Below are 26,678 nucleotides of genomic sequence, written 5' to 3' on the forward strand. Positions count from 1 at the left end.
CTATCAAAAAAAGACCTCTAGGAGGTCTTGATTTCTATAATTTAACACAGAATGCATCCCATGCAGCTAATTGTTTCTTTTGTTGAATAGTTGCTACTTCTGTATTTGAGATAATAACTTGATCAAAATCAAAATCTAACTCAAAATCACTTTCTTCATCAGAGACATTAACGACAACTAAATAACTATCATCATTCAATGTTCGTTTATAAGCAAATACTTTTTCAGCGGTATCAAGGAGTTCAAAATCCGCATCAACAAGCCAATCTTCCTTTTGTCGTAAGGTGATTAAATGTTGATAGGTATAAAAGAGTGAGTCTTTATCTTCAAGTGCTGATTTAACATTAATTTCTTTATAGTTAGGATTAACCGTTAGCCATGTTTCATCAGCTTCAGAAAAACCAGCATTCTTTGAACCATCCCATTGCATTGGGGTTCTGGCATTGTCACGTCCAACTTTTCGGATACTTTCTAAAATGTTATCTTTTGAAATGCCTGCTTCTAACGCCTCTTGTGCGTAATTAAGGGATTCAATGTCATCCACTTCTTTTAAGTCTTTAAAGGGATAATTGGTCATCCCAATTTCTTCACCTTGATAAATATAAGGTGTGCCACGCATTAAATGAAGTAAAATTGCTAAGGCCTTACCAGATTTCACCCGATAGGTACCATCATTTCCCCAAATAGACAATACTCTAGGTAAATCATGATTATTCCAAAAAAGAGAATTCCAACCTTGACCTAGCTCAAGTTCTGTTTGCCACTTATTAAAAATCCTTTTAAGTGCTGCAACATCTAGTGTTTCAGAAAAGTCCCACTTTGGTGCTTCTGGTTTATGTTGTAAACCAACATGTTCAAATTGAAAAACCATTGATAACTCATGATTTTCTGGACTAGAATATTGTTTCGCAATTTCTGGTGTTGCACCCCAAGTCTCTCCTACTGTCATTAAATCATGATTACCAAAGCTTGCTTGATTCATTTCTTTTAGATAGTTATGGAGTTTGGGTCCATTTCCTGTAATTAATTGATCAGGAACTTTCCCAATCAAATCGATGACATCCATTCTGAAGCCACCAATTCCTTTTGCAATCCAAAAATTCATCATGTCATAAATTTTTTGACGGAGATCTTTATTTTCCCAATTAAGATCTGGTTGCCGTTTACTAAAAAGGTGTAAATAGTATTGTCCAGATTTGTCATCATATTCCCATGCTGAACCACTAAATGTGGACAGTAGTTCATTTGGCTGGTCACGCCAAATATAATAGTCTCTTTCTGGACTGTCTGGATTTTCTTTTGCCTCAATAAACCACGCATGTTCATCAGAAGTATGATTGACCACTAAATCCATAATGATTTTGATCCCTCTTGCATTTGCTTCTTCTAGCAATCGATCCATATCAGCCATATTTCCAAAAATATCCGCTATGGCTTGATAATCTGAAATGTCATAACCATTATCATCCATTGGACTCTGATAAACAGGAGAAAGCCAAATAGCCGTCACTCCTAATTTTTGAATATAGTCTAGTTGACTGATTATCCCATTTAAGTCACCTACACCATTTCCACTGCTATCTTTAAATGAACGAGGGTAAATTTGGTATACCGTCGCTTTATGCCACCAATGTTTTTCCATATCCTATAATAGTCTCCTCTCCTCATAACATAAAATCCTCAAGATTTGATGAGGATTTTAGTGATTTCATATTAACGAATAGCTTGTTCCATTTCAATATCAAAGAAATGTCCTTTTGATACATTGAAGGTTAAGCTAACATTTTCACCTGGATTGTGGAAGTCACGCGCGTCAACACGTGATGCAAATTCAGTTTGTCCAAGTTTTACATAGAGCATTGTTTCTGCTCCTAATAATTCAGAAACAAGAACTTCAGCAGTTACATTTGCATTTGGGAAGGTTTCTTGCACAATATTTTTACTTGAAATGTCTTCTGGACGAATACCAAAAGTAACCTTTTTACCAAGATATCCAGCATTTTCAAGCATTTTTTCTTGTCCTTCTGGAATGGCAATATCTAGGCCATCTTCACTAGTGATTCTGCCGTCTTTAACAATAACATCAAAGAAATTCATAGCTGGACTTCCAATAAAGCCGGCAACAAATTTATTTGCTGGTAAATTGTAAAGTTCTTGTGGTGTTCCGACTTGCTCAATCTTACCAATTGTTCCATTTCCTTGAGGGTTTTTAGTGGCACTCATGATAACAATACGGTCAGCTAATGTCATGGCTTCAGTTTGGTCATGAGTAACGTAAATCGTTGTTGAACCAATACGTTGATGAATTTTGGCAATTTCTGCACGCATTGACACCCGTAATTTTGCATCCAAGTTTGATAAAGGTTCATCCATCAAGAAAACTTTTGCATCACGAACAATGGCACGACCCATAGCAACACGTTGACGCTGACCACCTGATAAATCAGCCGGTTTGCGCTCTAGGAATTCTGTTAGTCCCAAAATTTGTGCAGCTTCTTTCACGCGTGTATCAATTTCAGCTTTTTTGTACTTACGCAATTTGAGACCAAAGGCCATATTGTCATAGACTGTCATATGTGGATATAGGGCATAATTTTGGAAAACCATTGCGATATCACGGTCTTTTGGTGATTTGTTATTAACAACTTCACCATCAATTTTGAATTCACCCTCAGAAATATCTTCAAGTCCAGCAATCATACGTAAGGTTGTTGATTTTCCGCATCCTGATGGCCCAACAAAAACGATAAACTCTTTATCTTTGATATCCAAATCAAAATCTTCAACAGCATAATGATCAGTATTAGGGTATTTTTTATAAATGTGATTTAGATTTAATTCAACCATCTTAATTCCTCTTTTGCGTTTTATTTGTATCATTAGTATAACAAAGTTAACGCTTTCAAAATACAGACAAGGTGACCAAAAAAATTGGTCACCTTGCACAATTAAGCTATTTCTAATAACAGAAGATATGAAATGGTTAAATCCTCTAGTTGTTTTAAGTTTAAACCTGATGTAGTTTGGATTTTGTCTAATTTGTAATTTAATGAATTGCGATGGATAAATAATTTTTGTGCTGTTTGAGCTAGGTTTCCTTGAGATTCCCACAAAGCCTCAACGACATCCTTCGTTTCTTTAACTTGGCTTAATTGAGAAACCAACAGTTGTTTAATGACAGAGAAATGTTTTTGGTGACTTAAACCCCATAATATCAGATGCGTAAAGCTAGTTACTTCTAATGTTTTTTGTTCCCTAACATAGGTTTGCCACAATTGTCTTTCTTCTTGATAGACTTTTTTCAAATGATCATTGTCTAACTGGTGCCACCGATTACCTAAACATAAAGATAAGGTGACTTCAAAATCACTTTCCAGAGTTGGCAAAAGATTTTTCAAAGTTTCATTAACCTCAAAAAATTGTGATTGGTTAACAATCAAAACACTTTCGTGGTCACTTAAAGTAACTATTGATTCTAAAACGGGAATCAATTGATTTAACAAATCAACTAACTCTACTGAAAGCTTTTTAGAATGATTCAAATAGATAAATTGAAGATCCGTAAAAGAGATTGGTGGTGTGCTATGATTAGACTCTAAAAAACGCTCCCACGGTGTCAAGACAACTGATTTATCTATCTTATGATTCTGAAATAAAGAGAGGAGTTGGTATTCTCGCTGACTTAAGTCTTCTTTTAAAAAATGATAATAGATTCCTTCTTTTTCGATACTAATAAAATCATCTGAAACAAAAGGTTCTTGACTTATTTTTACTCCATTGAAAAGGTCTTCTAGTGACATCCTACCCCTCATTTCCACTCTTTTTATTCATTATATCATAAGACCTCCAAGGACTCATAAAGTTGGAGGTCTTATTTTCTATTAAGGTTGTTTCGTGTCAAGGCAAATGGTAACAGGACCATCATTTATCAAGGAAACCTTCATATCTGCACCAAAGACACCCGTTTGGACAGGAACTTCTTTAGCTAATTCCTGGTTAAAAGCTTGGTAGAATTTTTTGGCAAGCTCTGGTTTAGCAGCAGCTGTAAAGGCTGGTCTATTTCCTTTTTTCGTTTCAGCATATAAAGTGAATTGTGAAATGGACAAGATACTACCATTGATATCTTTAACAGATAGGTTCATCTTGCCATCTGTATCTGAAAATATTCGCATATTGAGTATTTTTCGACAGGCATAGGCCAAGTCCTCTTCCCTATCATCTGGACCAATCCCAACTAGTAATAGTAAACCTTGATCTATTTGTCCAACAATTTTTTGCTCAATGGAAACATCAGCAGAACTAACTCTTTGAATAACGATTCTCATTTTATTTCTTTCTAATTAACCATTTGTTCGTTTAACACTATAGACATCAGGAATGATTTTAATTTTATCAACTACAGTTGTTAAATGAGCTAGATTTGGAATTCCAAAAGAGACATGAATATTAGCAAATTTCATATCCTTAGTGGGTTGCGCATTAACAGAAGAGATACTCTTTGTTGCATTTGATAAAATTTGTAAAATATCATTTAGAAGACCACTACGGTTTAAACCATAGATATCAATTTCAGCTTGGTATTCTTTGCTTGAATTTGCTTCATCCCATTCAACTTCGATAAGGCGTTGTTCATACCCTTCTTGACTCTTAATGTTATTACAATCTGCTCTATGAATAGCAATGCCACGACCTTTTGTAATGTAGCCTTCAATAGGGTCTCCAGGGACAGGATTACAACACTTAGCAATTCTCATTAATAAGCCAGATGCTCCTTGAATAATAACCCCATTCTCACTTTTAACCTTAAGTACTTCACGATTTTCGTGTTTAATTTCACCACCGTGCAAAAGCTCCTCAGCCTCAGCTTTTGCCTTAGCACGCTCTTCTTCACGACGTTCTTTTTCCGTGAGTTTGTTAAAAACACTAACTGGACTTAAATCACCAAAACCAACTGCAGCATATAAAGCTTCTTCACTTTTGACACTTAATCTTGGTAAAATTTCATCGATGCGTTTTTTCTCAAGGTATTTATTAGCCACAAATCCTTGTTCTTGAAAATAATCAACTAATAACTCTCGACCTTTATTAATGGACATTTCCTTATCTTGATTTTTAAAGAATTGTCTAATTTTATTGCGGGCTTTGTTTGTTTTTACAAGTTTGATCCAATCACGACTTGGACCAAAAGAATTGGGATTGGTCACAATTTCAACGACATCACCAGTTTTTAATTTAGCAGTAAGGGGTACCATTCTTCCATTAACTTTGGCACCTGTCGCTTTTTCACCAACTTGAGTATGAATGGCATAGGCAAAATCTATTGGACCAGAATCTTTTGGTAGTTCCTGAACAGCACCATTTGGGGTAAAGACATAAATTCTTTCAGAAAAAATTTCTTCCTTAACAGAATCAACAAAGTCTTTGGCGTCACCATTTGAAGCATCTTGTAACTCAACCAGTTCATTAATCCAGTTCATTCCAACCTTTTGTTCTGCTTGATTAACTTTCCCTTTGATTCCTTTTTTATATGCCCAATGAGCTGCAACCCCATATTCCGCAACTGCATGCATGTCTTTTGTCCTAATTTGTATTTCAATTGGACCTTTTGGACCATAAACCGTTGTATGAATAGATTGATAACCATTTGCTTTTGGTGCAGCAATATAATCCTTAAAACGTCCCGGCATTGGACGCCACAATTCATGGATGTAACCAACCATAGCATAGACATCACTTGCTGTTTCCATAATACAACGAATAGCAATTAAATCAAAAATCTGGTCAAACCGTTTTTTCTTATCACGCATTTTACGGTAAATGGAATAAATATGCTTTGGTCGACCATAAACTTCACCATAGAGGCCTTGCTCATTTGTATAGGTTGTAATCTTTTCAACAATTTCATCTACTAAGGCTTCACGTTCCCGACGTTTTTCACTCATTAGGTGAGAAATCTTGTAAAACTCAACTTCGTTAAGGTATCGAAAAGCTAAATCTTCAAGTTCCCACTTAATCCGACTAATCCCTAAACGATGTGCTAATGGCGCATAAATCTCCATCGTTTCACGAGAAATACGTTCTTGTTTATCTTTACGTAAATGCTTTAAAGTCCGCATATTGTGTAGACGGTCAGCCAGTTTCACTAAGATAACACGAATATCCTTTGACATTGCCATGAGCATTTTGCGATGATTTTCGGCTAATTGCTCTTCGTGAGACTTATACTCAACTTTACCAAGCTTTGTGACACCATCTACAATATCACGGACATCTTTGCCAAAATCAAGCTCAATATCATCTAACGTTATATCCGTATCTTCAACAACATCATGCAAAAAACCACAAGCGACTGTTACAGCATCTAAGTGGAGGTCGGCTAATATCCCTGCAACTTGAATTGGATGAATAATGTATGGCTCTCCTGATTTTCTTGCCTGATAAAAATGTGCTGCAGTTGCGTAATCTAGCGCTTTTTTTACAAATGCAACATCAGACTCATTCATATATTTTTTGGTGAGATCTAGGACTTCATCACCAGTTAAATTTACTTCTTTAGCCATATTTTTCCTCTGTCAAAATTTCTTTTCCCTATTCTACCATTTTCCGAACGAAAGCAAAAGAAAGAATACCAAGAAATCCTTTTCAGGTAGTTTTCTACGTTCTTCATTGAAAAATTATAAGAGAAAAACTTTAAAATAGTTACAACTTGTTTGAGTATTTTTATTGTGATAAACTCATATTAAATGTCCAAAAAGGAGAAAAATATGACTGAAGAATTGACAATTGTCTACATCAGTTTAAGTGGTAATACACAAAGTTTTGTCAAAAGATTATCACAACATTTGTTGACTAAACATCAAATTAAGGTAAACCAAATCAACATAAAAGACCTAAAACATGAAACCTTCCCTGTCGAAGAGGATTATGTTGCCATCTTACCAACCTACCTTGAAGGAGGCAATGGTCTTGATAGTGGAGATGTTGAAATCTTGACCACACCATTAGGTGAATTTATAGCCAGTCATGGAAATGTCGACCATTGTTTTGGCATCATTGGTTCAGGAAATCGAAATTTTAATAACCAATATTGTCTGACTGCAAAACAATATTCAAAACGTTTTGGATTCCCAATGCTAGGAGATTTTGAATTACGTGGAACAAGCGCTGATATTGAAAGACTTGCTGACATTATATTAAAAGCTAAAGAAGATTTTCAGACAAAATAAAAAAGCTAGTTTTCAATTTGAGGGAGTAAAAATTAGATGAAAACAACTATTGACTACATTACAAAACTGACAACAATTCCATCACCAACAGGATTCACAAATACCATAATGACTTATGTTAAAAACGAACTAGAACATTTTGGATACCAACCCAAAATAACAAACAAAGGGGGATTAATGGTTAGTGTCGAAGGTGAGGACACAGAAAAACACCGTGTCGTTACTGCACATTTAGATACTTTAGGAGCTATGGTTCGTGCCATTAAACCTGATGGTCGTCTAAAAATGGATCTTGTCGGTGGCTTTGTTTACAACGCTATCGAGGGAGAAAATTGCACCGTACATGTTGCTAAAAATGGAAAAGAAATTTCAGGTACTATTTTAATTCATCAAACATCTGTACATGTCTATAAAGATGCTGGAACTGCTGAGAGAAATCAGACTAGCATGGAAGTCAGACTTGATGAAAAAGTGAGAACTGCTGAAGATACAAAAGCATTGGGTATTGAAGTTGGAGATTTTATCTCTTTTGATCCACGTGTTGTAGTCACAGAGTCAGGCTTTATCAAATCACGTCACCTAGACGATAAAGTCTCTGCTGCTATCTTAATAGAGCTTTTAAAAACTTATAAATCTGAAGACATTACCCTTCCACAAACAACTCATTTTTATTTCTCAGCTTTTGAAGAAGTTGGTCATGGTGCAAATTCAAGTTTACCACCACAAGCTGTTGAATATCTGGCGGTCGATATGGGAGCTATGGGTGATGACCAAACAACAGACGAATACACTGTCTCAATTTGCGTCAAAGATGCCTCTGGACCCTATCATTATGATTTTAGACAACATTTAGTTGAACTTTGCCATCAAAATAACATAGCATTCCAACTAGATATTTATCCATACTATGGAAGCGATGCTTCTGCAGCAATGCGCTCTGGTGCTGAAGTCAAGCATGCCCTCTTGGGTGCAGGTATTGAATCAAGTCATTCTTATGAACGCACACACATAGACTCTATTCAAGAAACAGAAAAACTTGTGGATGCCTATCTAAAAAGTCCCCTTGTCTCAGAAAATATAAACTAAAAAGTATAGCAAGTGCTATACTTTTTTTAATTGTCACATTTTATTTTCAAGCCAAAATGATCACTGACTATTGGTTCTGTTCCACCATCTAATGTCACTTCCGACGATATTACCCTAAAAGTTGAGCTGACAAAAGCATAGTCGACTTTGAGTTGTTGATGACTGTCTTCCCAGCCATCAATATCCGCCAAAATAGTATGAGTACCTATCACTCTACGAGCTACCTTGTGACTATCAAAAAGCTCTAAAGGACTTTTTAAAATCATCTGATAGCCTTCTTCTCCTGATGGATTATTAAAATCTCCAAGTAGAATGAGATTATCTTTTTTGGGTAATAAAACTTTCTCAAGCCTTCTCCACTCCTTATCAAATCCTTTTTCATACCAAGACATATGTAGGCTGACCACAGTTATTGGTTTATCTTTTAAAAACGTCTGAGCTATGAGCGCACGTCTTGTATGGTAATCACCGGGATCGTCTGTATCAGAAATAAGTTTTGCTTCAACATCAATAGCTGTCTTCGATAATATGGCAACACCTTCTTGGTAAATATCATAACCAATATGATTGTAAGCCCAAGACCAATGATAATACCTGCCATGTTTTTCTAAATAATTAACCAATAAAAAAGCATAATTATCAGTGTGAATTTCCGGTGATTCAGCAATAGGGTGATAATAGTCTAAATCAGATTGATCAACTGTCTCACTTTCAATTAATTGATTGATTTCTTGAAGACAGACAATATCATAGTTCTCTGCTAAAATATGTTCTGCTAAATCAAATAATTTTTTTAGTGCATTCACTTCCATCCAAGAATGCGTGTTAATCGTTAAACAATTGATCATAAATCTTCTCCAGTCTATCCGCGTTTGTAATCGTTTACATTTTTAAAATTATACCATTAATTTGAATTTTGTAAAGGTAAATATAGTAAAAAGACCATTAAAATGGTCTAATTGTCATTTTGCATCTCCAAAACATAGGAAAGACTACTCAATGCATATAAAGGAGCCGTTTCTGTTCTCATGATTCTTGGACCAAGGCCAACTTTAACAGCACCTTTAGATTCAAAATGAGCTATTTCATCAGGAGAAATACCCCCTTCTGGTCCAAAAATGAAGAGGATTTTCTCTCCTTTTTTGATTGTCTGTAGATTTTTTGCTAGTGCTGATAATTCCCCTTCTTTCGCTGACTCTTCATAGGCCACAAAGACCCAATCAAAGGCTTCAATTGCCTGAAAAAAGGAATCTTTCTTAGCAAAGAGACAAACTTCAGGAACTTTGTTGCGTTTTGATTGTTGTGCTGCTCCTAAGGCTATTTTGCGAAGCTTATCCTCTTTTTTTGCTAGTTTTTTGCTGTCCCATTTTACCACAGACCAATCTGCTGGGAAAGCCCAGATAGCTGTAGCACCTAGTTCAGTCGCCTTTTGAGTAACAAGATCTAACTTATCTCCTTTTGAAAAACCAGAAGCTATAGTCACTTGAACAGGCATTTCAACATTATCTTCTAAAGTTTTTATCACTTCAAACTGATAAATCTCTTTATTTCTAACTTTAGCTAAACGTTTGATCCCATCATCAAAAACCAAAACCACTTGATCATCTTCTGATAATCGCATGACATTGAACATATGCTTGATGGTCTCTTTATCTTCGATAGTGACAAAGTCTTGAGCTTTGCCATTGACAAAATACTGTTGCATTAGCCACCAATCACTCCTGACATATCATCTGTTTTTTTAAATACACAAGCATTCCATTCACCTTGAACCATATGTGTTTCAAGGAAAAAGCCTGCTCTTTCTGCACTGTCACGCACCATGTCCCACTTCTCAGAAATGATACCAGACATGATGAGATAACCTTCATCCTTGACTAGACGATAAGCATCTTCTGTCAAATGAATCAAAATATCTGCCAAAATATTGGCAACAATGACATCTGCCTCTTGATGGACACCTTTAAGCAGGTCGCCAGCAGCCACATGAATATTTTCAGTACCTGGGTTCATGTCAATATTTTCCTGAGCCACGCGCACCGCAACATCATCCAAATCATAGGCATAGATGTCCTTGGCACCCAAAAGGGAGCTAGCGATAGACAAAACGCCAGAACCAGTACCCACATCAATAACCGTCTCACCACCACGAAGGACTTGCTCCAAAGCAAAAAGACTCATCTTAGTTGTTGGGTGAGTTCCTGTCCCAAAAGCCATACCAGGATCCAGCTTGATGATTTTCTCACCAGCCTTAGCCTCATAGTCCGTCCATGACGGCACAATGGTCAAATCGTGAGTAATGCGAGCTGGCTCATAGTATTTCTTCCAGTTATCAGCCCAAGCTTCTTCTGCCAAATCATGACTAAAAATGTTCACATCTCCAGTCTTGATTCCTATTTCACTTAGTTTATCTAGTGAAGTTTTAATAGCCTTTTCAAGCAATTCAAAATCCATAGTATCTGGGAAGTAAGCTGTAATAGCAACCATTTCAGATTGCTCTACTTCAGGATAAAGTTCGCCAAAACGATTCTCTTGTCCTAAGTAATCAGCCGAGTCGCTAATGGCAACCCCCTGACTTCCCATTTCAATCAATAAATTTGAGACAGCTTCCTCTGCCTCACGGTTAACTGTTATCGTAAATTCTTTCCAATTATTCAATTATTACTCCTTTTTACACTAACAATAAGGTCTTTGTTTTATCAAACAACTCATAAAATGTGAACAAAGATTTTATGTAATCTTAACATAACCAGATAGCACTTATACAAATCTCAATACCTCGGATAAGGGTAAAAGTCTTTTTCTTCAAGCTTTGCTCTACCTTGCTCAAAGGCTTCTTGATTCCATGTCAATGCAAAATCAATTTGCGCATCATCTTCTAGAAAGTCCATTAAATCACTATGGCCTTCAGTAGCGACATCATTCAAAAATTGTGCAAAATAGTTTAGAAATTCTCTTGATAATCCTTTTTTAGCATCAAAAGGTATGGTCACAAGATAATCTTCTGCATCAAATTGTGATTTTTGAGGATTGTAAAAGAGCACATAATCTTCAAATACAATGTCATTATCATTGACTTGACCTTTATCATCAATCGTTTCTACAGCTTCTTTATTTTGAGCCTCAATGATAAAAGTAACTTCAACCGCATGATTTTTCTTGTCCCAATCCATAGCAAAGTCATAGTTTAAGTGTTTGTCCAGTTCTTCTTCCAATACTGATAAAAATCCAAAATTAGCCATTCCAATGATTCCTTTTTCCTTGTTTTCATTATTATAACATGAAAAGCCTTTTAGAAGGCATGATAGTAGTTGTTTCCTTTAAAATCGTCAGTTGTCTTCTTTATGATATAATTTCAATATGCATCAAATTTCCATCATTGATTTTAAAGAACTCGGTTATCGCCTTCAATTTACAAACCCCATAACTGAGCTAAAGACAAAAATATTAGCTGACATTCCAAAATTAATGGCTGATGTAACAGCCTATCAAGAAAAAGGGTATTATGTCGTTGGTTACTTGACCTACGAAGCTGCTAAAGCTTTTGATCCACAGTTTGAAACGTATTCAAAAACTTTAAACAATGGATACCTAGCCTACTTTACTGTACATGACAGCTATCAACAACTTGATTTTCCTCTATCTTATCAGAAAACACCTTTAGCCCAAAATTGGCAAACAAATATCACTGAGGCTAATTATCAAAAAGCAATTGCTCAGATTCACCATCAAATGCGTTATGGCAATACTTATCAAGTCAATTTTACAATACAATTAGAACAAGAATTAGATGAGTTGAATCATCTTGATTTATACAACCAGCTAATGGTCGAACAACAAGCAGGTTATAATGCCTATATTGCTTATGATGATGTCGTTATTCTCTCTGCCAGTCCCGAACTCTTTTTTAAAAGATTGTCTCAAACTTTAATCACAAGGCCAATGAAAGGGACAACAAAACGAGGCGCAAATCTTATCCAAGACAAAGCTGAAGCAAATTGGTTAGCCAACGATGCTAAAAATCGCTCAGAGAATATGATGATTGTTGACTTACTTCGTAATGACATGGGAAAAATTTGTCAAACAGGTTCCGTTAAAGTAACGTCACTCTGTCAGGTTGAACAATACTCAACGGTTTGGCAGATGACATCCACAATAGAAGGCCAATTAGATAAAGGAACGACACTCTATCACATTTTCGAGGCTTTATTTCCCTGTGGATCCATCACAGGTGCTCCAAAACAGTCTACCATGTCAATCATTAGTCAATTAGAAGAGAATCCACGCGGCGTCTATTGTGGAACCATAGGTATTTTATTCCCAAATGGAGATGCTTATTTCAATGTTCCTATTCGCACCATTCAAATGAACCAAAACAAAGCTACTTACGGTGTTGGTGGCGGGATCACTTGGGAAAGTAAATGGCATGAAGAATGGCAAGAAATCAAGCAGAAATCTGCTATTCTCTATCGACAAAAGCCAACATTTGACCTCTTGACGACTGCAAAAGTTGAAAACCAGCACATCTTGTTTTATGCAGAACATCTTAATCGTTTAAAAGAAGCTAGTCACTATTTTGGTTATCCTTTTTACGAGGAAAAACTGAAACAACTGATTACAGACCACCTTTCCACATTAGACTCTAGCGACTACCGTCTCTCTATCAAGCTAAATCATCAAGGTCAAATAAGCATAAGCAGCCAGACACTTGTTCCTTTATCTGAAGCTTTTTTGACAGCCAAGTTAAAAAAACAAGATAAACCCATTAAAGACTCGCCATTCACTTTTTTCAAAACGACTTACCGTCCACATCTTGAAAAAAGTAATCAAGAAACAATTTATTTTGATGACGACCAATTTCTACTAGAAACCAGTATTGGAAATCTCTTTTTAGAGATAGATAATCACCTTTATACCCCACCAGTAGATTTTGGTATTTTACCAGGTATTTTTAGGCAATCACTATTAGAAAAAGGAATCGTGATTGAAAAGAAACTGACGCTAGATGACCTCAAGAGAGCTATTCGTATCTTTGCTGGTAATGCGATACGTGGTCTCTATCAACTGACTCTTGATGATTAAACTGACAAAGGAAAAACAATGTTGTTATTAATTGATAATCATGATTCTTTTACTTATAATTTAAAGCAGTACTTATCAAAACATGACCAAGTTCTTGTTCTAAAAAATGATGACCCTACTTTATTTCAAGTAGCAGATAAAGCAAATGCTTTAATCTATTCTCCTGGTCCTGGTAGACCTGAGGAGGCAAATGCTATGCTAGATATGATCAAGACATTTTCCAAACAAAAGCCAATTTTAGGGGTCTGCCTAGGACATCAAGCTTTAGCCCTTTCATTTGGTGGAAAATTATCACTCGCTAAAGAAGTCATGCATGGTAAAGAAGTTTTGATAAAGGTCGATAGAGATAGTACTTTATTTCAGGGTTTACCTGAACAAGTAAAGGTAATGCGCTATCATTCTTATATTGTTTCAGAACTACCAAAAGCTTTCCAAATCACTGCTAGAACTATCAATACTAATGAAGTGATGGCTATTGAACATCAATCATTGCCACTCTATGGTTTACAATTTCATCCTGAAAGTATTGGAACGCCACTCGGACAAGTCATGATTGATCATTTTATCAATAGTATCAATGATAAGAGATTCACTTAGAAAGGATTTTTATGCCTGATAATTTAGCATTACGCATGAGACCGCTAACGATTAACGAGGTTATCGGTCAACAACATCTCGTTGGTGACGGTAAAATTATTGCCCGTATGGTTGAGGCAAATAAACTATCATCTATGATACTATTTGGCCCTCCTGGCATTGGAAAAACATCTATAGCTAGTGCTATTGCCGGTACAACAAAATATGCCTTTAGAACTTTTAATGCCACTGTAGATACTAAAAAAAGGTTACAAGAAATTGCTGAAGAGGCTAAGTTTTCAGGTGGTTTAGTGCTTTTACTAGATGAAATTCATCGCCTAGATAAGACTAAGCAAGATTTTTTATTGCCACTTCTTGAAAATGGGAATATTATCATGATTGGTGCCACCACAGAGAACCCTTTTTTCTCTGTCACTCCAGCCATTAGGAGTCGTGTCCAAATTTTTGAACTAGAGCCACTGACAAGTGATGACATCGCAAATGCTTTAAAAAATGCACTAGATGATAAGGAACGCGGTTTTGATTTTTCTGTTCACCTTGATGATGATGCTTTGTCATTTATTACAACAGCTACAAATGGTGACCTTCGCTCTGCTTATAATTCACTTGATTTAGCGGTCATGTCCACAAAACCACAAGCAGATGGTAGTAGACACATTAGTTTGGAAACCGTTGAAAACTCCTTACAACGTTCCTATATCACTATGGATAAAAATGGTGATGGCCATTATGATGTTCTTTCTGCCTTACAAAAGTCAATCCGCGGTTCCGATGTTAATGCGAGTTTACATTATGCCGCTCGATTAATTGAAGCAGGTGACTTACCAAGCTTGGCTAGACGTTTAACGGTTATCGCCTATGAAGATATTGGACTGGCAAATCCTGAAGCACAAGTGCATACAGTAACTGCACTTGAAGCTGCTCAAAAAATAGGATTTCCCGAAGCACGCATTTTGATTGCAAATGTCGTTGTCGATTTGGCTTTGTCTCCAAAATCAAATTCAGCTTACCTTGCAATGGACCAGGCATTAAGTGATTTAAGGTCAAATGGCAATCTGCCTATTCCACGTCATTTAAGAGATGGCCATTATGCAGGCAGTAAAGAATTAGGCAATGCACAAGACTATCTTTATCCTCACAATTACCCTGAAAAATGGGTAAAACAAGATTATTTACCAGAAAAATTAAAAGGAAAAAATTATTTTTCACCAAATGAAACAGGTAAATATGAGCGTGCTTTAGGAGCTAACAAAGAGCGAATTGACAGGCTATCACAGGAATAATCTCATTTTAGAAAAAGGAAACGTTACCATTTTTTAACCGATTTACCTTGAAAATTTTTCAAAAAGTGGTATCATAATGATACAGAATTAATGCTGTGGCATACGAATCTACATCTAAGTGTTGACCGACTAATTTTTTGTATTTTCGGGAAACGAAGTCTTGTCCTAGTCTGCAAGCCGTTACACGCGGACGCAACTTCCAAGGATAAGCGAGTTACCCACCTGCTTAACGTGTGCGGGTTCAATACAAAGCGTAGATCACCGGTGCCAATACAGCATCATGCCTCCTTAGCTCAGTTGGTAGAGCAGTGGACTCTTAATCCATGGGTCACAGGTTCGAGCCCTGTAGGGGGCATTAATAATAGTGTCAAAAACCTTGATTTTAAAGGTTTTTTTCTTTGTTTCAGCAGATTTGTTCTAAATTTGTTCTAGAAGATATTCTTTAAAAATTAGCTTTAAGATACTAAACTTCTGACCGTTTCATATTCCTTATTTATTACTTCTGTCAAGACGTGACCATAAGTTTCAAGTAACTGTGTAATATCCTTATGACCCATTAATCTTGCAACTACCCAAATATCAACACCCTTAGCCAATAAATAACTTCCATAGGTATGTCTCGCACCTGTTGCAGTCATTTTTGAATCAATATTTAATAAATGTAATACATTTCTCAAACTTTTATTAATGGCACTATTTGACGACACACCGTACCTATAGTCATAAAATATTTGATTATTAATATTTACAATTTTTAAGTTTTTCAACATAACTTGCTGATCATCCTTCAAACGTCTTAAGGTTAATGCCAAAGATTGACTAATAGGAATAGTACGAATTGAGGTTTTTGTTTTAGGTGGACTAAAAGTTCCCTTATCCCCACTAAATCTTCTATACGTCTTGATTTCTAGATCTTCAAAATTAACATCATCCCAAGTTAAAGCTAAAGCTTCCCCCACTCGTAAACCTGTTTTAAATAGCACCAGTAATAAATAATAAACAATACTATTTGAATAATCCAAATTGTTTTCTAAATAAGATATCACTTTCTTGTAATCAGAAATACTATGTAGATATTTATCATCTGCATCCTTAACAAATTTCCTACCAGCTATGACAACTCCATCAGTAAAATCAGATAATAAGACACCATCTCTTTTAGCAAATTGGATAGCTTTTTTTATATCTGAATTTAACCTTCTAACATGGTTTTTAGTGTATTTTTCAGCGTACGTATTTAATTTCCTCTGATACGCACTATGCTTTATTTTATTTACTTTCTGATTTCCAAAAAGTTTACGAATAACAGAACCTCTTGTAAAATATTTGTTCTTTGTAGTCTCTGCTAGATTGCTAGGCTTTATAATTAAACTGTACCATTCAAACCACAAATCATACAATGTTATATCAGAAGATATAGAATTTACTAATAACTTTTGTTGCTCTATCCTCATAGCTTCATTCATAGCTTCACGCTTTGTCTTAAAACCTGAACCAGAAGCAACTAACTCACTTTTTTCATTGAATATTCTATAATCCCATAATTTCTTTTTACCTCTTTGTCTATATGTTGCCATTTTACTCCTTTCTTAGACATCAAGGAATTTATCCTCAATATTATACCATTTAACTATTTAATAAAATAGAACCAAAATTATCTTCAAAATATTTTCTAGCTTTTGTTGCTAATATTTTATATCGACTACCTTTACCTTTCGGATAAACAATAAAACCATTTGGATTAATTGATAAATCTACTTCTTTTTTTATATCTGGATTTAACAAAATATCATTAATCAATTTTGACCTTCCAATTCCCAATAACTCTTGTAAGTTATCAATATCCCACCACTTGCCTTGTTCATTATCACTTAACAAATTTAAATATTCTTCTTTTGAAATAATAACAACATCATCTGGTACAGGAACACTCACATTAAAAACCTGTTGCATACTCATCCTCCTTATAACTTGCTTAATCCGAACGTTATTTGTTCCAGGTAATTAGGTTTTCCACTTTAAAACCGAACTATTTTTCAATTGCAGTTTTAATTTAAAATCCATATCCCCCGAACATTACGCTTTAATAAAAAAACAAACAAAAAAAGCCATGAAATTAATCACAACTTTATTTCTATCAACTTCTTATCCTTCAAGATCATTTAATATTCTTCTTAAAGTACTTTTTATTTCTTCTGCTTCGCTATAACCGCCATCCTCAAACCTAGATAATTCCCTTTCAAAACTTGAAATTGATTTACGTAATTTTGATATTTCATCATTTTTAGGTTGATTTGATAAATCGACTATTTTTTCCTCTAAAGAATTAACTTTTAAGCCTAACATTTGATTTTCTCTGCTTACTTCACCAAACTTCAAAATTAATTCATTAGCAAAATCCATTTTTTCAATAAGTTTATCTCCATTTTTCACATGATTATAAACTTCTTTTCTAGAATTTTTTTCACGTTCCATTTCGTTACGGATATATTTAGTATCTTCTTTAACATATGAGTTTTTTTGAACTAATTCTTGTTTATTCTTTTCAATATTGTTTGATAAATTGCTTTGTATCAGAACATATTTATCATATTGATTTGTCGAAATTTTGGAAAATTCGTCTACCAATTTCTCTTGACCTTCTTCTAAAAGCTCAAGTTCTCGTTGAATAGCTTTATTATCCCTAGAGTTTGAAATCAAAACTCCCACATTTGTAAAAATAATTCCTACAACACCACCTAAAGTAGCCCAATCCATTACTGAATAATCCCCTATCATTTTTTCTCCTATTCTATCACATTTTATTCCATTCTGTATTATTTAATTAAAAAAGCCATGAAACTAATCATGACATCAATGTTTCTCCATATCTAATAAAATATCATTTATCAAAAATAACAAATACTTTCTAACTTCTCTTTTTTTAGAATCATGCAAAAAGAATTCTTTAAAACCTACATAATAAATATATAAAACAAATATCCATACAATTAATAAAATACTAGATTTAAAAGTTTTGGCATTTAACCAAGAAGTTACAACTCTCTCTATTGAATTATAACCTAATATTACTGGAATTAAACCTACTACAATCACACCAAAATAATTAAATATCTTTTGTAAAAATGCTTTGAATTCTAAACCAATCCCTGTTGTCTCTCTATTTTCAATTATCATTCTTAAATGCTTCAAATCAAGTTCTGATAGTCCCATTAATTCTTTACGAACACTTTCGATTTCTTGAAATGTAGTTCTTGAATTTTTAATAGACAATTTTTTTATTATAAATCTAAATTTAGAATACTTTTTTTCCTTTTTTAAATCTCGTAATACAAAATCTAACCAAACATTTAACTCATAACTATCATTTAGAGTAATATACTTATAGTTCAACACAATAACATCCCTTTATTTGTTATTATATCAATCGTGCAAAACTTTTTCTAGTAGTATAATTAATATTAGTAATAATATTGTCAGTATTAATCTGCTAGATATTGTTTCAATTAATTTCAATAAAATAATACTATAAATTAATGCTATGAAATAATATACTAGTCTTTTCAATTTCGCTCCTTTAAACAAAACTAAAGCCATGAAATTAATCATGGCATTATCTTATTTTTCACTTTTCTTTTTGAAAAAGGTTAAATACTTTTTTATATTATCTTTAAATCCAATCCAAACTGCTCCAGCAATTAACAAGAGACCTACTATTGTAAAGATAGTCTTACCCTCACCAGTGTTTGGCAATACTTCTATTTTTCCATCTGATTTTTTAATTGCTACAGTACCGTCTTTTTGTACCTCACCACCAACCTCTTTGGCATCCTTTAGTATTGTTCCAGATGCACTTTGAACAATCACTTTTCCATTTTCAGTGCCAATTACTGTATCTCCTGTAACTGTTGAAATTGGAACATCAACAATAGGTTTTGTAATAGGCTTAGGCGCATCTGGCTCTTTACTAGGTGCTGGTTTTTCTGCTTCTGTACTTGGTGCTGACGTACTTGAATCTGTCGCATCTGTTGTTTGATCTGTACTTGGTGCTGACGTACTTGAATCTGTCGCATCTGTTGTTTGATCTGTACTTGGTGCTGACGTACTTGAATCTGTCGTATCTGTTGTTTGATCTGTACTTGGTGTTGGTGCACTTGGTTCTGTGGTATCTGTTATTGGATCTGTACTTGGTGTTGGCGCACTTGGTTCTGTGGTATCTGTTATTGGATCTGTACTTGGTGTTGGCGCACTTGGTTCTGTGGTATCTGTTACTGGATTTATACTTGATGATGGTGGCGTTATAGAATCAGATACACCTGCATCTACCCCTGATAGCATTATAGTATCACCTCCACTAGTTACAACATCTGCACTTGCTGATAAATTACCAGCAATTAAAAATAGTCCTGAAACAGTAATTAAACTTAAAACTTTTACTTTTGACATAAATTTTCCTTCTTTCTTAAAATACTACATTTACAGGTGTACCATGTACACTCGCAATCTCAAATTGGTCTGTACCTAATACATAATTACCAGCTAAACTTAATTTGTCTCTTTTATCTGTTACTAAATTAATAGTAAACTGATAAACATTACTCGCATCTGACTCATATACTTGTAAACTTTCCAAATCAAAATGATAACCAGCCATCAACATGGTTTTTACAGTTTGGGCAACTGTAGGATTTGTAATGGATAATTTATTTTGATAATCACCCTTAATATCTGATTGTGTTGGGATTTTTACAAGGTAATCAATAGGTACAGTTATAGATTTTTTAACCTTCTCCTTTTCCTTATCAGATACTTGACGATCACTAGCTTCCAAAGTAGATTTTGCTTCTTTAGTTGAATCATAAGACTTAACCTTATGTTTCGGTTCAACTCGTTCAACTTTTGTATGATTACCACTTGTTTTAATCACTGGATTATCTTTTTGAATAACTTTATAAACTATAAAAGCCATCACTAACACCATTAAAAATAAAACTATTTTTCTACGTTTCATTAACTACCTACCGTTTTCACTTTATCAGACAATTTATAACCAGCTTTAGAGGGATTATAAAAACTATAATGCTCTTTTTTTAATTCTAAAGTAGAAACATAACGATAATTCCATGAATATGGTCCAAATCCTCCATTATCTCCAGAATAAGTTGAATAATTTTGCTCTACTATTAACATATCGCCATTTTCAAATACATGACTAACCACTCCAGTATGCCCAGCACTAGAAGTACCTGAACTTGAAAAAACAGCTCCAGAAGATGGAGTATTTTCAGAGCGTCCACCGAATTCAGATACCCAATTAGAAACAACCATATTACCATTGCCCATTCTTTGCGTTGGATGCATTCCGCCTTTAAGCCATAAACCATACATCAAACTTGCTGATAAGTCAGTACATTGACCACCAGTAGAAGCTATCGCATTCCAACCCTTAGAGTTACGATAAGATAAACCAACTGACTTAGGATCTACAGCATATTTCTTCAAATCATTAGGCAACTGATCTGGCTTCCAAGCATTATAAGAAGTGTATTTAACTTTCCCTGACTTATCTTTACCAAATAAGCCCTGTACCGCATCACTAGCTGAATCACAAAGAGATAAAACTGTAGAATCAGAAATTATATCGCTCTTACCAGACGAGGACGTTTTTGAACCACCACTAAAACTTTTAGAAAATTTTTCTGCATCAAATTTATATTTTGAACCATTAAACATGTCATAAGCTTTTTGACCATCTGCAGACTTTTGACTTTTGTTAATATAAGCTGTATTACCTCTTTCATAGGCATTCCATACTAAAGTAGCTTCTTTAGGATCAGTCATCTGTGCCATCTCTTCAAAAGAATGATTCCCTCCAGATAGATCATGAGCTTTATTCCAGTCACCACCTTTTATAGACTTCATGACAAATGCATTCATTGCATCCGCATCTTCCCACTTGGGATCACCAAGTGGTGCATATTTTGTAAAAGGTGTAAATTGATAAATACCTCCTCCAGCTTCGGTAGTATAATAAGACAATCCAGCAGGTCTAATATTAAAAGCAATTGAATTCGTTTTCAAATCATTACCATAATGTCCTTCTGCTCGACCTATCATAGCAAATCCACCTTCTGAATTTACCCATCCTACAATACCTGATGCACTTGCTCCAGATAAGCCTTTACTTACCCAAGCATTGAATACCTTCTCTGCAGTTTTATTAGCAACAGAGCCTTTTTTAGTCCAATCACTATTGGAAGCATTCTCACTTGAGGTTTCAACTTGTGAAGATACATCTGGTGTAATTTGACAATCTTGTTGAGAACTTGACGAAGCAATCAACAATAAAACCAATAAAAAAGGAAATACGATCAGTATTCCCAAACAGCCTAATTTTTTCTTATGTTTTACTTTAGTTCCCTCCTTTCAAATAAAATAAAATAAAAAAGCACCAACAAAAATTGATACTTTAAACCACTATGAAATATGATATAATAATGAAGCAGAAAAGTTAAGACGGTGGCTCTTATTTCTGAAAGGTAGGTGGTGCCCATAGGCAATTCATCAAAATCCAACAGAAAGGAGGAGCTAGATTTGTCTACCTTTGAGGTCTTAACACTCATGTTTATAGCAGGTAACTTCGTTATCGCTCTCGTGAAGTTAGTCCTTGAACTGGTAAAATCGACAAAAAAATAACCGTCTCAACTTTGGCGAGTTAACGGTTATTTTTTAACGGTTATTTTCTGCCACCGTCTTAAACGGTTCTGCTAAGCAGTTGTTAGAAGCAACTGCTTTTTATTTACACTTATATTATACATAATCTAAAAAATAGTGTCAATTAATATATAGTTTACTAAACCTCTCAATGTCATGAAACTCCTTGTACTACTTACCTTCTCTCAGCTTTTCTAGTTCTTCCAAAACTTTTGACTGTCGTTCAAGATTATGTCGCTTTCTAACTTCCTTAGTTTTACTGGCATTGAATCCCTTTTCAAAAGCATTTTTACCATGATTTTTTGTCATGGATACATCACTATTAAATTGACTTAATTCACCCTCTAGCTTATTAATCTTTCGCTGTTTTAACGGTGAAAGATAGTTATTTGAATGATTTTCTATATCATTTGTTATCATATCCTGATTTGTTAATGAAGTATCTCCATCTCCTTCTTGAAACGTGTGATTATCCGACTTAACATTTTTTAAAATTTCCTCTGTTGAATTACCTTCTGATATAAACGATAGCTCATAAGAAGATTCCTTTCCCAATTGTTCAATCCTTTTACTTGCTTCTTTAGGTAACTCTGATTGATATTCACCTTCATTAGTCAGCTCAGCCTCTTTAGAAATAACAGTATCATCCGCATTAGCTTCATCATACTTATCAGCATCATTAGTTTTAGACTGACCATCATCTAAATTAGCTTGTTGTCTTTCTTTGAAAGCATTCCAATTATCTTGTGCATTCATCATTGTACCAACACCATAGCCAGCTCCCATCATGGCAAGGCTTGACATATCGTGTGCCCTCTCATAAATGGATTTTGGCGTAATTCCTAGATTTTCTGCTTTTTCATTAATTTTATCTACAGACTGATTAATGACTTGAGAAGCTCTAGACCCTATAATCAGTCTTAAGAAAGTTTCTTTATATTTCCAAATTCCCCAAAACACACAACCTTGGACGAAAACTGTTATTAGCAACATAAACAGTATTGCCTGACCTTTAAAATTACTACCACTAAGCAGGGAACCATCTGTAAATTTTTTCTTAACAAAGGTGGCTATTAAAGTTTGAGTATAGAAGACTATCAAGGTTAAAAAACCAGCTAAGGCAGGAAAGGAAACAGCCCCAAACATGACTTTCAAAACATTGAAAATGATATCTTGCATTCTAGGCAAAAATGAAACTAATAAAGCTAATGGAAAAATAAACATTAATATAATCACTAAAACATCTGCCATAAAAGCAATTAACTGAATGAGTATTAATGGAACTGCGAGTATAACCGCTTCAAAAATCTTTAAGATAACATAGCCTGATTTTATCCAAAGATAATCATTTACTGCAGAAAGCCATCTATTTTTTTCCTCCCCTTCGGTTGCCTTATCTCCCAAATTATCAGTATAATTCAATATATCCTTTTGTTTTGGAGTGATAAATTTACCTGATTTATCGTACTTACCTAAAACTTGTTCGTTATCAAACTTTTCTTCTTTACCTGTTTGATTATTGTGAAACTTACCATTTAACTGACCAGTATTGACAAACAAATAAGCCGTATAAGAAGTTTTCATCACATAATTATCAGCTACTGATGATTTTTGTGTGATCTTTGTTTTACCACCTGATGGATTATCCAGTGATAAATTAGTTACCGCATCTGAAAACGAACCAGCTAGTTGATGAACGGTATCTAAAATATAAATACCACCTGATGTTGATTGAATCGTACCAAAGTAACCCATACCTAAAATGATAACCACGAACAAGTGGATCAAACGTTTAGAAAAATCTCCTTTTGAAAAAAGATATGAAATAAATATTGAAAAAGCTGAAATCGCAACCAATAAATAAAGCAAGGAGCTTGTATAAGACCCATTACCTGATAGATTTTCCCATAATTTTTGAGACGAATGATAAACTGTTTGTTTATAGGTATCATACAAACTGAAATTTTCAAAAAAGCGTAGAATAACAGAAAATAAACCAACAATCAAGTTAAGTAGGAAAAAGGGAAAATTAACAAAAACATCTAACAAAATGCTTTGAGCTCCAGTCTCAGCTCCGTGAGTTATCTCCATATAAGCCTTTAACGCAAATATATCCACATCTTTTACCTTCGCAAAGGTCGAAGCAATCAAACCATCATCTATTTTGTCCATCTGATTACCTCCCTTCTACGAAGCATATTTATTTTCAAGGTGACTTGATACTGTTTTCTTCATAGGTTTTAACAATGGATCAATATCTGGATGAATGTTATGTATCGAAATCATATTCAAGTTACCGTAAACATCATAATAAAGACATTGACCTGAAATCATATTATCAATCCATTCTAGATTCTTAGGTGTTACTTCTAAACCAACATGACTTAAAATATCTTCACGTTCCGATTTTTCATAAAATGAAAAAATTGTCCCAAAGCCGGTCGTATCATCATCGTTTTCTGCATCATGAACCGATTGAGATACTAGCATCAACACATTATACTTAGAGCGACCAACACGACGCATAGACTTGATAACAGCCTTACCTTCTGAGGATTGCATAAGTACCCATGCTTCATCAAAAATTTCAACTGTTTCATCATCACTACGCTCACCAAAATGCTTACAAAACGCACCTAAAGCAAACATTAAAGCAATCGAATTACTTTCATGATCAGATATATGATCTGAACCGTCCTTAGGCAATGATAAATCCGCAACTTCTAAAACTGTCACACGTTCTTCGTAAGAAAGACCAGCAACATCACCATCTGAAAATGCCAACTCTAAAATAGAATTCTGAATAATAGCTTTAAAATAACGACCAACTGACTGAACTTCATCACTTTCAGAATCAATAAGAACTTCATTAACCTGATTAAAACCAACGACTTCACCAGCTTCACGTTTTGCAATGACTTGACTAATTGCTTCTGTTAAAGCTGTTGTTTGATCTAATTTAATCTCTGTAGCGTTTTTTAACAAATAAAGCAACATATTTTTAGCCGTTGAGGAAGCACCTTCCTTATCAAGAATAACAATAGGATCTAATACACCATGATTTTCTTTGACAGAACTATCAAGAGTGACAAAATTCGTTTCCTCAATTTGCTTCTTACGTAGAGGAAACTTACGTGCATACTCTGGATCAGAAACAACTTTTAAATAGTGTTGCCGTAGTTCTCGTTTAGGGTCAACATAAAGGACACGAACATTTTGTTGAGCAGTATGTAAAAAGATCATCTGTGCTAAGTATGATTTCCCTTGACCTGTCGCCCCAGTTATAATCACGTGAGGATTTTTAGTAACCTTACCAGCAACATCTTCTTTATTCGCGACTGTCGCATTAAATAAGACAAGATTTTTAGATCCCATAATAGCTTCGTCAATAGAATCCCAAGCAGTTAAACGATTATCTACTCGTCCAATATACCAACCAATCCTGTTACCTGATTGGGTATTTGTAAAAAGCATCAACTCCGAAAAACCTCGAGCAGTTACTAAATGATTCCACTTACGAGTTGTTTTTTGTAAATCTTGACCATAAAGTAACGCTTGAAATAAATATGGTGTATCATGACTGGCTTCATAAACATTGACTTTCATATCATCAAAGTAACTTAAAATGGCATATCTACGTTGTTTTAGTTGATTTAAACTAGAACCAGCAACTACCAAATAACAACCATACTCTATGATTTCTTCCTTATTTCCAACTTTTTTCATAAGATCCTTAAGCGAATATGCTCCCATCAAGATATCATCTTGTTGAACCGTATTTGTGTTATAAGCTTCTTTCATGATTTGATCATAGCGTGTATTTGAGCGACCCATAGTGCCACCCAATTTTGTCTTATCTATAAATTCCGCTTTAAATCTTAATTCAACCGGAAAACTCATTCTTTGAACTAGTTCACCAAGATGAAAGCCATTAAATATGGTAGAGAACCGACCTACTGGAAGAACGGATACAAATGAACTCCCATAAGCACTCTCCAATTTTAAAAAACCACCTTCTAGTGATTTAATCAACGTATCTGTCACATTTAACATATTCCGATTAGCTATAACCTCACTTTTAGTATGGGGAACATATCTTAAAAATTGCATCCGTTGATAATAAAATAAATCAACATCCGTTAATCTTTTGGCTTTCAGGGTAGACAATAAACTATAGACAAGTAATTCTTCTTCTGAATGTTCTTTATACCAATCTTCATCTACTTCTACCTCATAACCAGCTAAAGAAGCGAAGTTTGATGCGATAGATTCAAACTGATTATAAATAAATTCTTTTATATTAGCATTGTATTGCCCTTTACCAAGATCAACTCCAATTAACCAATCAAACTGATACGGTATCTCCATTTCATGTGTTAACGTATCAACTGTAAAATCGAGTGTTTCTAACCCTAATTCTTTAACATCATCTGCTAGATCCGCTTCAAAATCCGACATTTTTTCACCAAGAAGATAATCTTTTGGTATTAATGAAATATCAAAATTTTTATATTTAGCTAATTTTTTGATAACCTGTGCTACCTTCGTTTTGTGACTATCTTTCTTATCACTATCTGTAATAGTGATTGGTGTATTTGGAATGCGATAGTATGCGACAACAACTTTATCTTTTCGTAAAGCTAAATTTTGATGTATTCTATCAATCGGATATTCCAATTTTTTTACCATC

Annotated in this window: 24 protein-coding genes, 1 tRNA gene and 1 other RNA gene; 8 read left to right on the forward strand and 18 right to left on the reverse strand. The window is 34.5% G+C overall.

Annotation, left to right across the window (positions count from 1 at the left end; all coding sequences use genetic code 11):
• Positions 1 to 34: 34 nt before the first annotated feature.
• The 5 genes from dexB to STRUR_RS09325 form a co-directional block, all read right to left on the reverse strand.
• A complete protein-coding gene (gene dexB, locus STRUR_RS09305; RefSeq protein WP_006739329.1) occupies positions 35 to 1,642 on the reverse strand; it encodes a glucan 1,6-alpha-glucosidase DexB in 1,608 nt (535 codons plus the stop codon).
• A gap of 71 nt (positions 1,643 to 1,713) precedes the next feature.
• Positions 1,714 to 2,847, reverse strand: a complete 1,134-nt coding sequence (locus tag STRUR_RS09310) for an ABC transporter ATP-binding protein (RefSeq protein ID WP_006738869.1) — start codon at positions 2,845 to 2,847, stop codon at positions 1,714 to 1,716.
• A gap of 101 nt (positions 2,848 to 2,948) precedes the next feature.
• Positions 2,949 to 3,800 carry a helix-turn-helix domain-containing protein gene (locus STRUR_RS09315; RefSeq protein WP_006740314.1) on the reverse strand — a complete coding sequence of 284 codons (852 nt, stop codon included), beginning with the start codon at positions 3,798 to 3,800 and terminating at the stop codon, positions 2,949 to 2,951.
• A gap of 81 nt (positions 3,801 to 3,881) precedes the next feature.
• Positions 3,882 to 4,325 carry a D-aminoacyl-tRNA deacylase gene (gene dtd / locus STRUR_RS09320; protein ID WP_006739807.1) on the reverse strand — a complete coding sequence of 148 codons (444 nt, stop codon included), beginning with the start codon at positions 4,323 to 4,325 and terminating at the stop codon, positions 3,882 to 3,884.
• Positions 4,326 to 4,340: 15 nt separating this feature from the next.
• On the reverse strand, positions 4,341 to 6,560 hold the full coding sequence (locus STRUR_RS09325) for a RelA/SpoT family protein (RefSeq protein ID WP_006739619.1): 2,220 nt from the start codon (positions 6,558 to 6,560) through the stop codon (positions 4,341 to 4,343).
• 204 nt (positions 6,561 to 6,764) lie between these two features.
• Here STRUR_RS09325 and nrdI point away from each other — a divergent pair, with 204 nt between their 5' ends.
• Both nrdI and STRUR_RS09335 read left to right on the forward strand, forming a co-directional pair.
• Positions 6,765 to 7,226 carry a class Ib ribonucleoside-diphosphate reductase assembly flavoprotein NrdI gene (nrdI, locus tag STRUR_RS09330; RefSeq protein ID WP_006739132.1) on the forward strand — a complete coding sequence of 154 codons (462 nt, stop codon included), beginning with the start codon at positions 6,765 to 6,767 and terminating at the stop codon, positions 7,224 to 7,226.
• A gap of 36 nt (positions 7,227 to 7,262) precedes the next feature.
• Entirely contained in the window at positions 7,263 to 8,312 is a 1,050-nt protein-coding gene (locus STRUR_RS09335) for a M42 family metallopeptidase (RefSeq protein WP_006738589.1), read from the forward strand.
• A 26-nt stretch (positions 8,313 to 8,338) separates the two neighbouring features.
• Here STRUR_RS09335 and STRUR_RS09340 read toward each other — a convergent pair whose 3' ends face one another.
• The 4 genes from STRUR_RS09340 to STRUR_RS09355 form a co-directional block, all read right to left on the reverse strand.
• Positions 8,339 to 9,160, reverse strand: a complete 822-nt coding sequence (locus tag STRUR_RS09340; RefSeq protein ID WP_006740117.1) for an endonuclease/exonuclease/phosphatase family protein — start codon at positions 9,158 to 9,160, stop codon at positions 8,339 to 8,341.
• Between the two features lie 107 nt (positions 9,161 to 9,267).
• Complete coding sequence (locus STRUR_RS09345; protein ID WP_006739881.1) at positions 9,268 to 10,017, reverse strand: 16S rRNA (uracil(1498)-N(3))-methyltransferase; 750 nt, start codon at positions 10,015 to 10,017, stop codon at positions 9,268 to 9,270.
• Positions 10,017 to 10,970, reverse strand: a complete 954-nt coding sequence (gene prmA / locus STRUR_RS09350) for a 50S ribosomal protein L11 methyltransferase (protein ID WP_006739386.1) — start codon at positions 10,968 to 10,970, stop codon at positions 10,017 to 10,019. The genes STRUR_RS09345 and prmA overlap by 1 nt, the downstream gene beginning before the upstream one ends.
• Before the next feature lie 113 nt (positions 10,971 to 11,083).
• A complete protein-coding gene (locus STRUR_RS09355; RefSeq protein ID WP_006738527.1) occupies positions 11,084 to 11,554 on the reverse strand; it encodes a DUF3013 family protein in 471 nt (156 codons plus the stop codon).
• Positions 11,555 to 11,672: 118 nt separating this feature from the next.
• On the opposite strand from STRUR_RS09355, the gene pabB reads away from it, so the two are divergent.
• The 5 genes from pabB (at position 11,673) to STRUR_RS09375 (ending at position 15,629) form a co-directional block, all read left to right on the forward strand.
• Entirely contained in the window at positions 11,673 to 13,394 is a 1,722-nt protein-coding gene (pabB, locus tag STRUR_RS09360) for an aminodeoxychorismate synthase component I (RefSeq protein WP_006740217.1), read from the forward strand.
• An 18-nt stretch (positions 13,395 to 13,412) separates the two neighbouring features.
• Positions 13,413 to 13,991: an anthranilate synthase component II gene (locus STRUR_RS09365; protein WP_006740218.1), complete on the forward strand. Its 579-nt coding sequence runs from the start codon at positions 13,413 to 13,415 to the stop codon at positions 13,989 to 13,991.
• Positions 13,992 to 14,002: 11 nt separating this feature from the next.
• Complete coding sequence (locus tag STRUR_RS09370; protein ID WP_006739604.1) at positions 14,003 to 15,274, forward strand: replication-associated recombination protein A; 1,272 nt, start codon at positions 14,003 to 14,005, stop codon at positions 15,272 to 15,274.
• Between the two features lie 87 nt (positions 15,275 to 15,361).
• Positions 15,362 to 15,557: non-coding RNA, 6S RNA (gene ssrS, locus STRUR_RS11385), on the forward strand.
• Positions 15,557 to 15,629 (forward strand) — tRNA-Lys (locus STRUR_RS09375). Before ssrS ends, STRUR_RS09375 begins: the two co-directional genes overlap by 1 nt.
• Before the next feature lie 100 nt (positions 15,630 to 15,729).
• On the opposite strand, the gene STRUR_RS09380 is transcribed toward STRUR_RS09375, so the two are convergent.
• The 7 genes from STRUR_RS09380 to STRUR_RS09410 form a co-directional block, all read right to left on the reverse strand.
• A complete protein-coding gene (locus STRUR_RS09380) occupies positions 15,730 to 16,851 on the reverse strand; it encodes a site-specific integrase (RefSeq protein WP_006738744.1) in 1,122 nt (373 codons plus the stop codon).
• 49 nt (positions 16,852 to 16,900) lie between these two features.
• The gene (locus STRUR_RS09385) at positions 16,901 to 17,227 is read right to left on the reverse strand and encodes a DUF771 domain-containing protein (RefSeq protein WP_001188031.1); all 327 of its coding nucleotides are present in this window, start codon (positions 17,225 to 17,227) and stop codon (positions 16,901 to 16,903) included.
• Positions 17,228 to 17,419: 192 nt separating this feature from the next.
• A complete protein-coding gene (locus tag STRUR_RS09390) occupies positions 17,420 to 18,052 on the reverse strand; it encodes a hypothetical protein (RefSeq protein ID WP_006739429.1) in 633 nt (210 codons plus the stop codon).
• Positions 18,053 to 18,127: 75 nt separating this feature from the next.
• Positions 18,128 to 18,670 carry a hypothetical protein gene (locus STRUR_RS09395; protein ID WP_000935941.1) on the reverse strand — a complete coding sequence of 181 codons (543 nt, stop codon included), beginning with the start codon at positions 18,668 to 18,670 and terminating at the stop codon, positions 18,128 to 18,130.
• Between the two features lie 222 nt (positions 18,671 to 18,892).
• Positions 18,893 to 19,720 (reverse strand): LPXTG cell wall anchor domain-containing protein, encoded by an 828-nt coding sequence (locus STRUR_RS09400; protein WP_006740468.1) that lies wholly within the window; start codon positions 19,718 to 19,720, stop codon positions 18,893 to 18,895.
• 16 nt (positions 19,721 to 19,736) lie between these two features.
• On the reverse strand, positions 19,737 to 20,285 hold the full coding sequence (locus STRUR_RS09405; RefSeq protein WP_000829081.1) for a hypothetical protein: 549 nt from the start codon (positions 20,283 to 20,285) through the stop codon (positions 19,737 to 19,739).
• Positions 20,285 to 21,658 (reverse strand): phage tail tip lysozyme, encoded by a 1,374-nt coding sequence (locus STRUR_RS09410; RefSeq protein WP_006740735.1) that lies wholly within the window; start codon positions 21,656 to 21,658, stop codon positions 20,285 to 20,287. The genes STRUR_RS09405 and STRUR_RS09410 overlap by 1 nt, the downstream gene beginning before the upstream one ends.
• A gap of 237 nt (positions 21,659 to 21,895) precedes the next feature.
• On the opposite strand from STRUR_RS09410, the gene STRUR_RS11950 reads away from it, so the two are divergent.
• Positions 21,896 to 21,970 carry a hypothetical protein gene (locus STRUR_RS11950; RefSeq protein ID WP_228775696.1) on the forward strand — a complete coding sequence of 25 codons (75 nt, stop codon included), beginning with the start codon at positions 21,896 to 21,898 and terminating at the stop codon, positions 21,968 to 21,970.
• A gap of 189 nt (positions 21,971 to 22,159) precedes the next feature.
• On the opposite strand, the gene STRUR_RS09415 is transcribed toward STRUR_RS11950, so the two are convergent.
• Both STRUR_RS09415 and STRUR_RS09420 read right to left on the reverse strand, forming a co-directional pair.
• Positions 22,160 to 24,160, reverse strand: coding sequence for a hypothetical protein (locus STRUR_RS09415; RefSeq protein WP_006738664.1), 2,001 nt, complete (start codon positions 24,158 to 24,160; stop codon positions 22,160 to 22,162).
• Positions 24,161 to 24,175: 15 nt separating this feature from the next.
• Positions 24,176 to 26,677, reverse strand: a complete 2,502-nt coding sequence (locus STRUR_RS09420; protein ID WP_006740462.1) for an ATP-binding protein — start codon at positions 26,675 to 26,677, stop codon at positions 24,176 to 24,178.
• Position 26,678: the final 1 nt, after the last annotated feature.

Origin of the sequence: Streptococcus urinalis 2285-97 (genome assembly GCF_000188055.2) — a bacterium.
Classification (GTDB): domain Bacteria; phylum Bacillota; class Bacilli; order Lactobacillales; family Streptococcaceae; genus Streptococcus; species Streptococcus urinalis.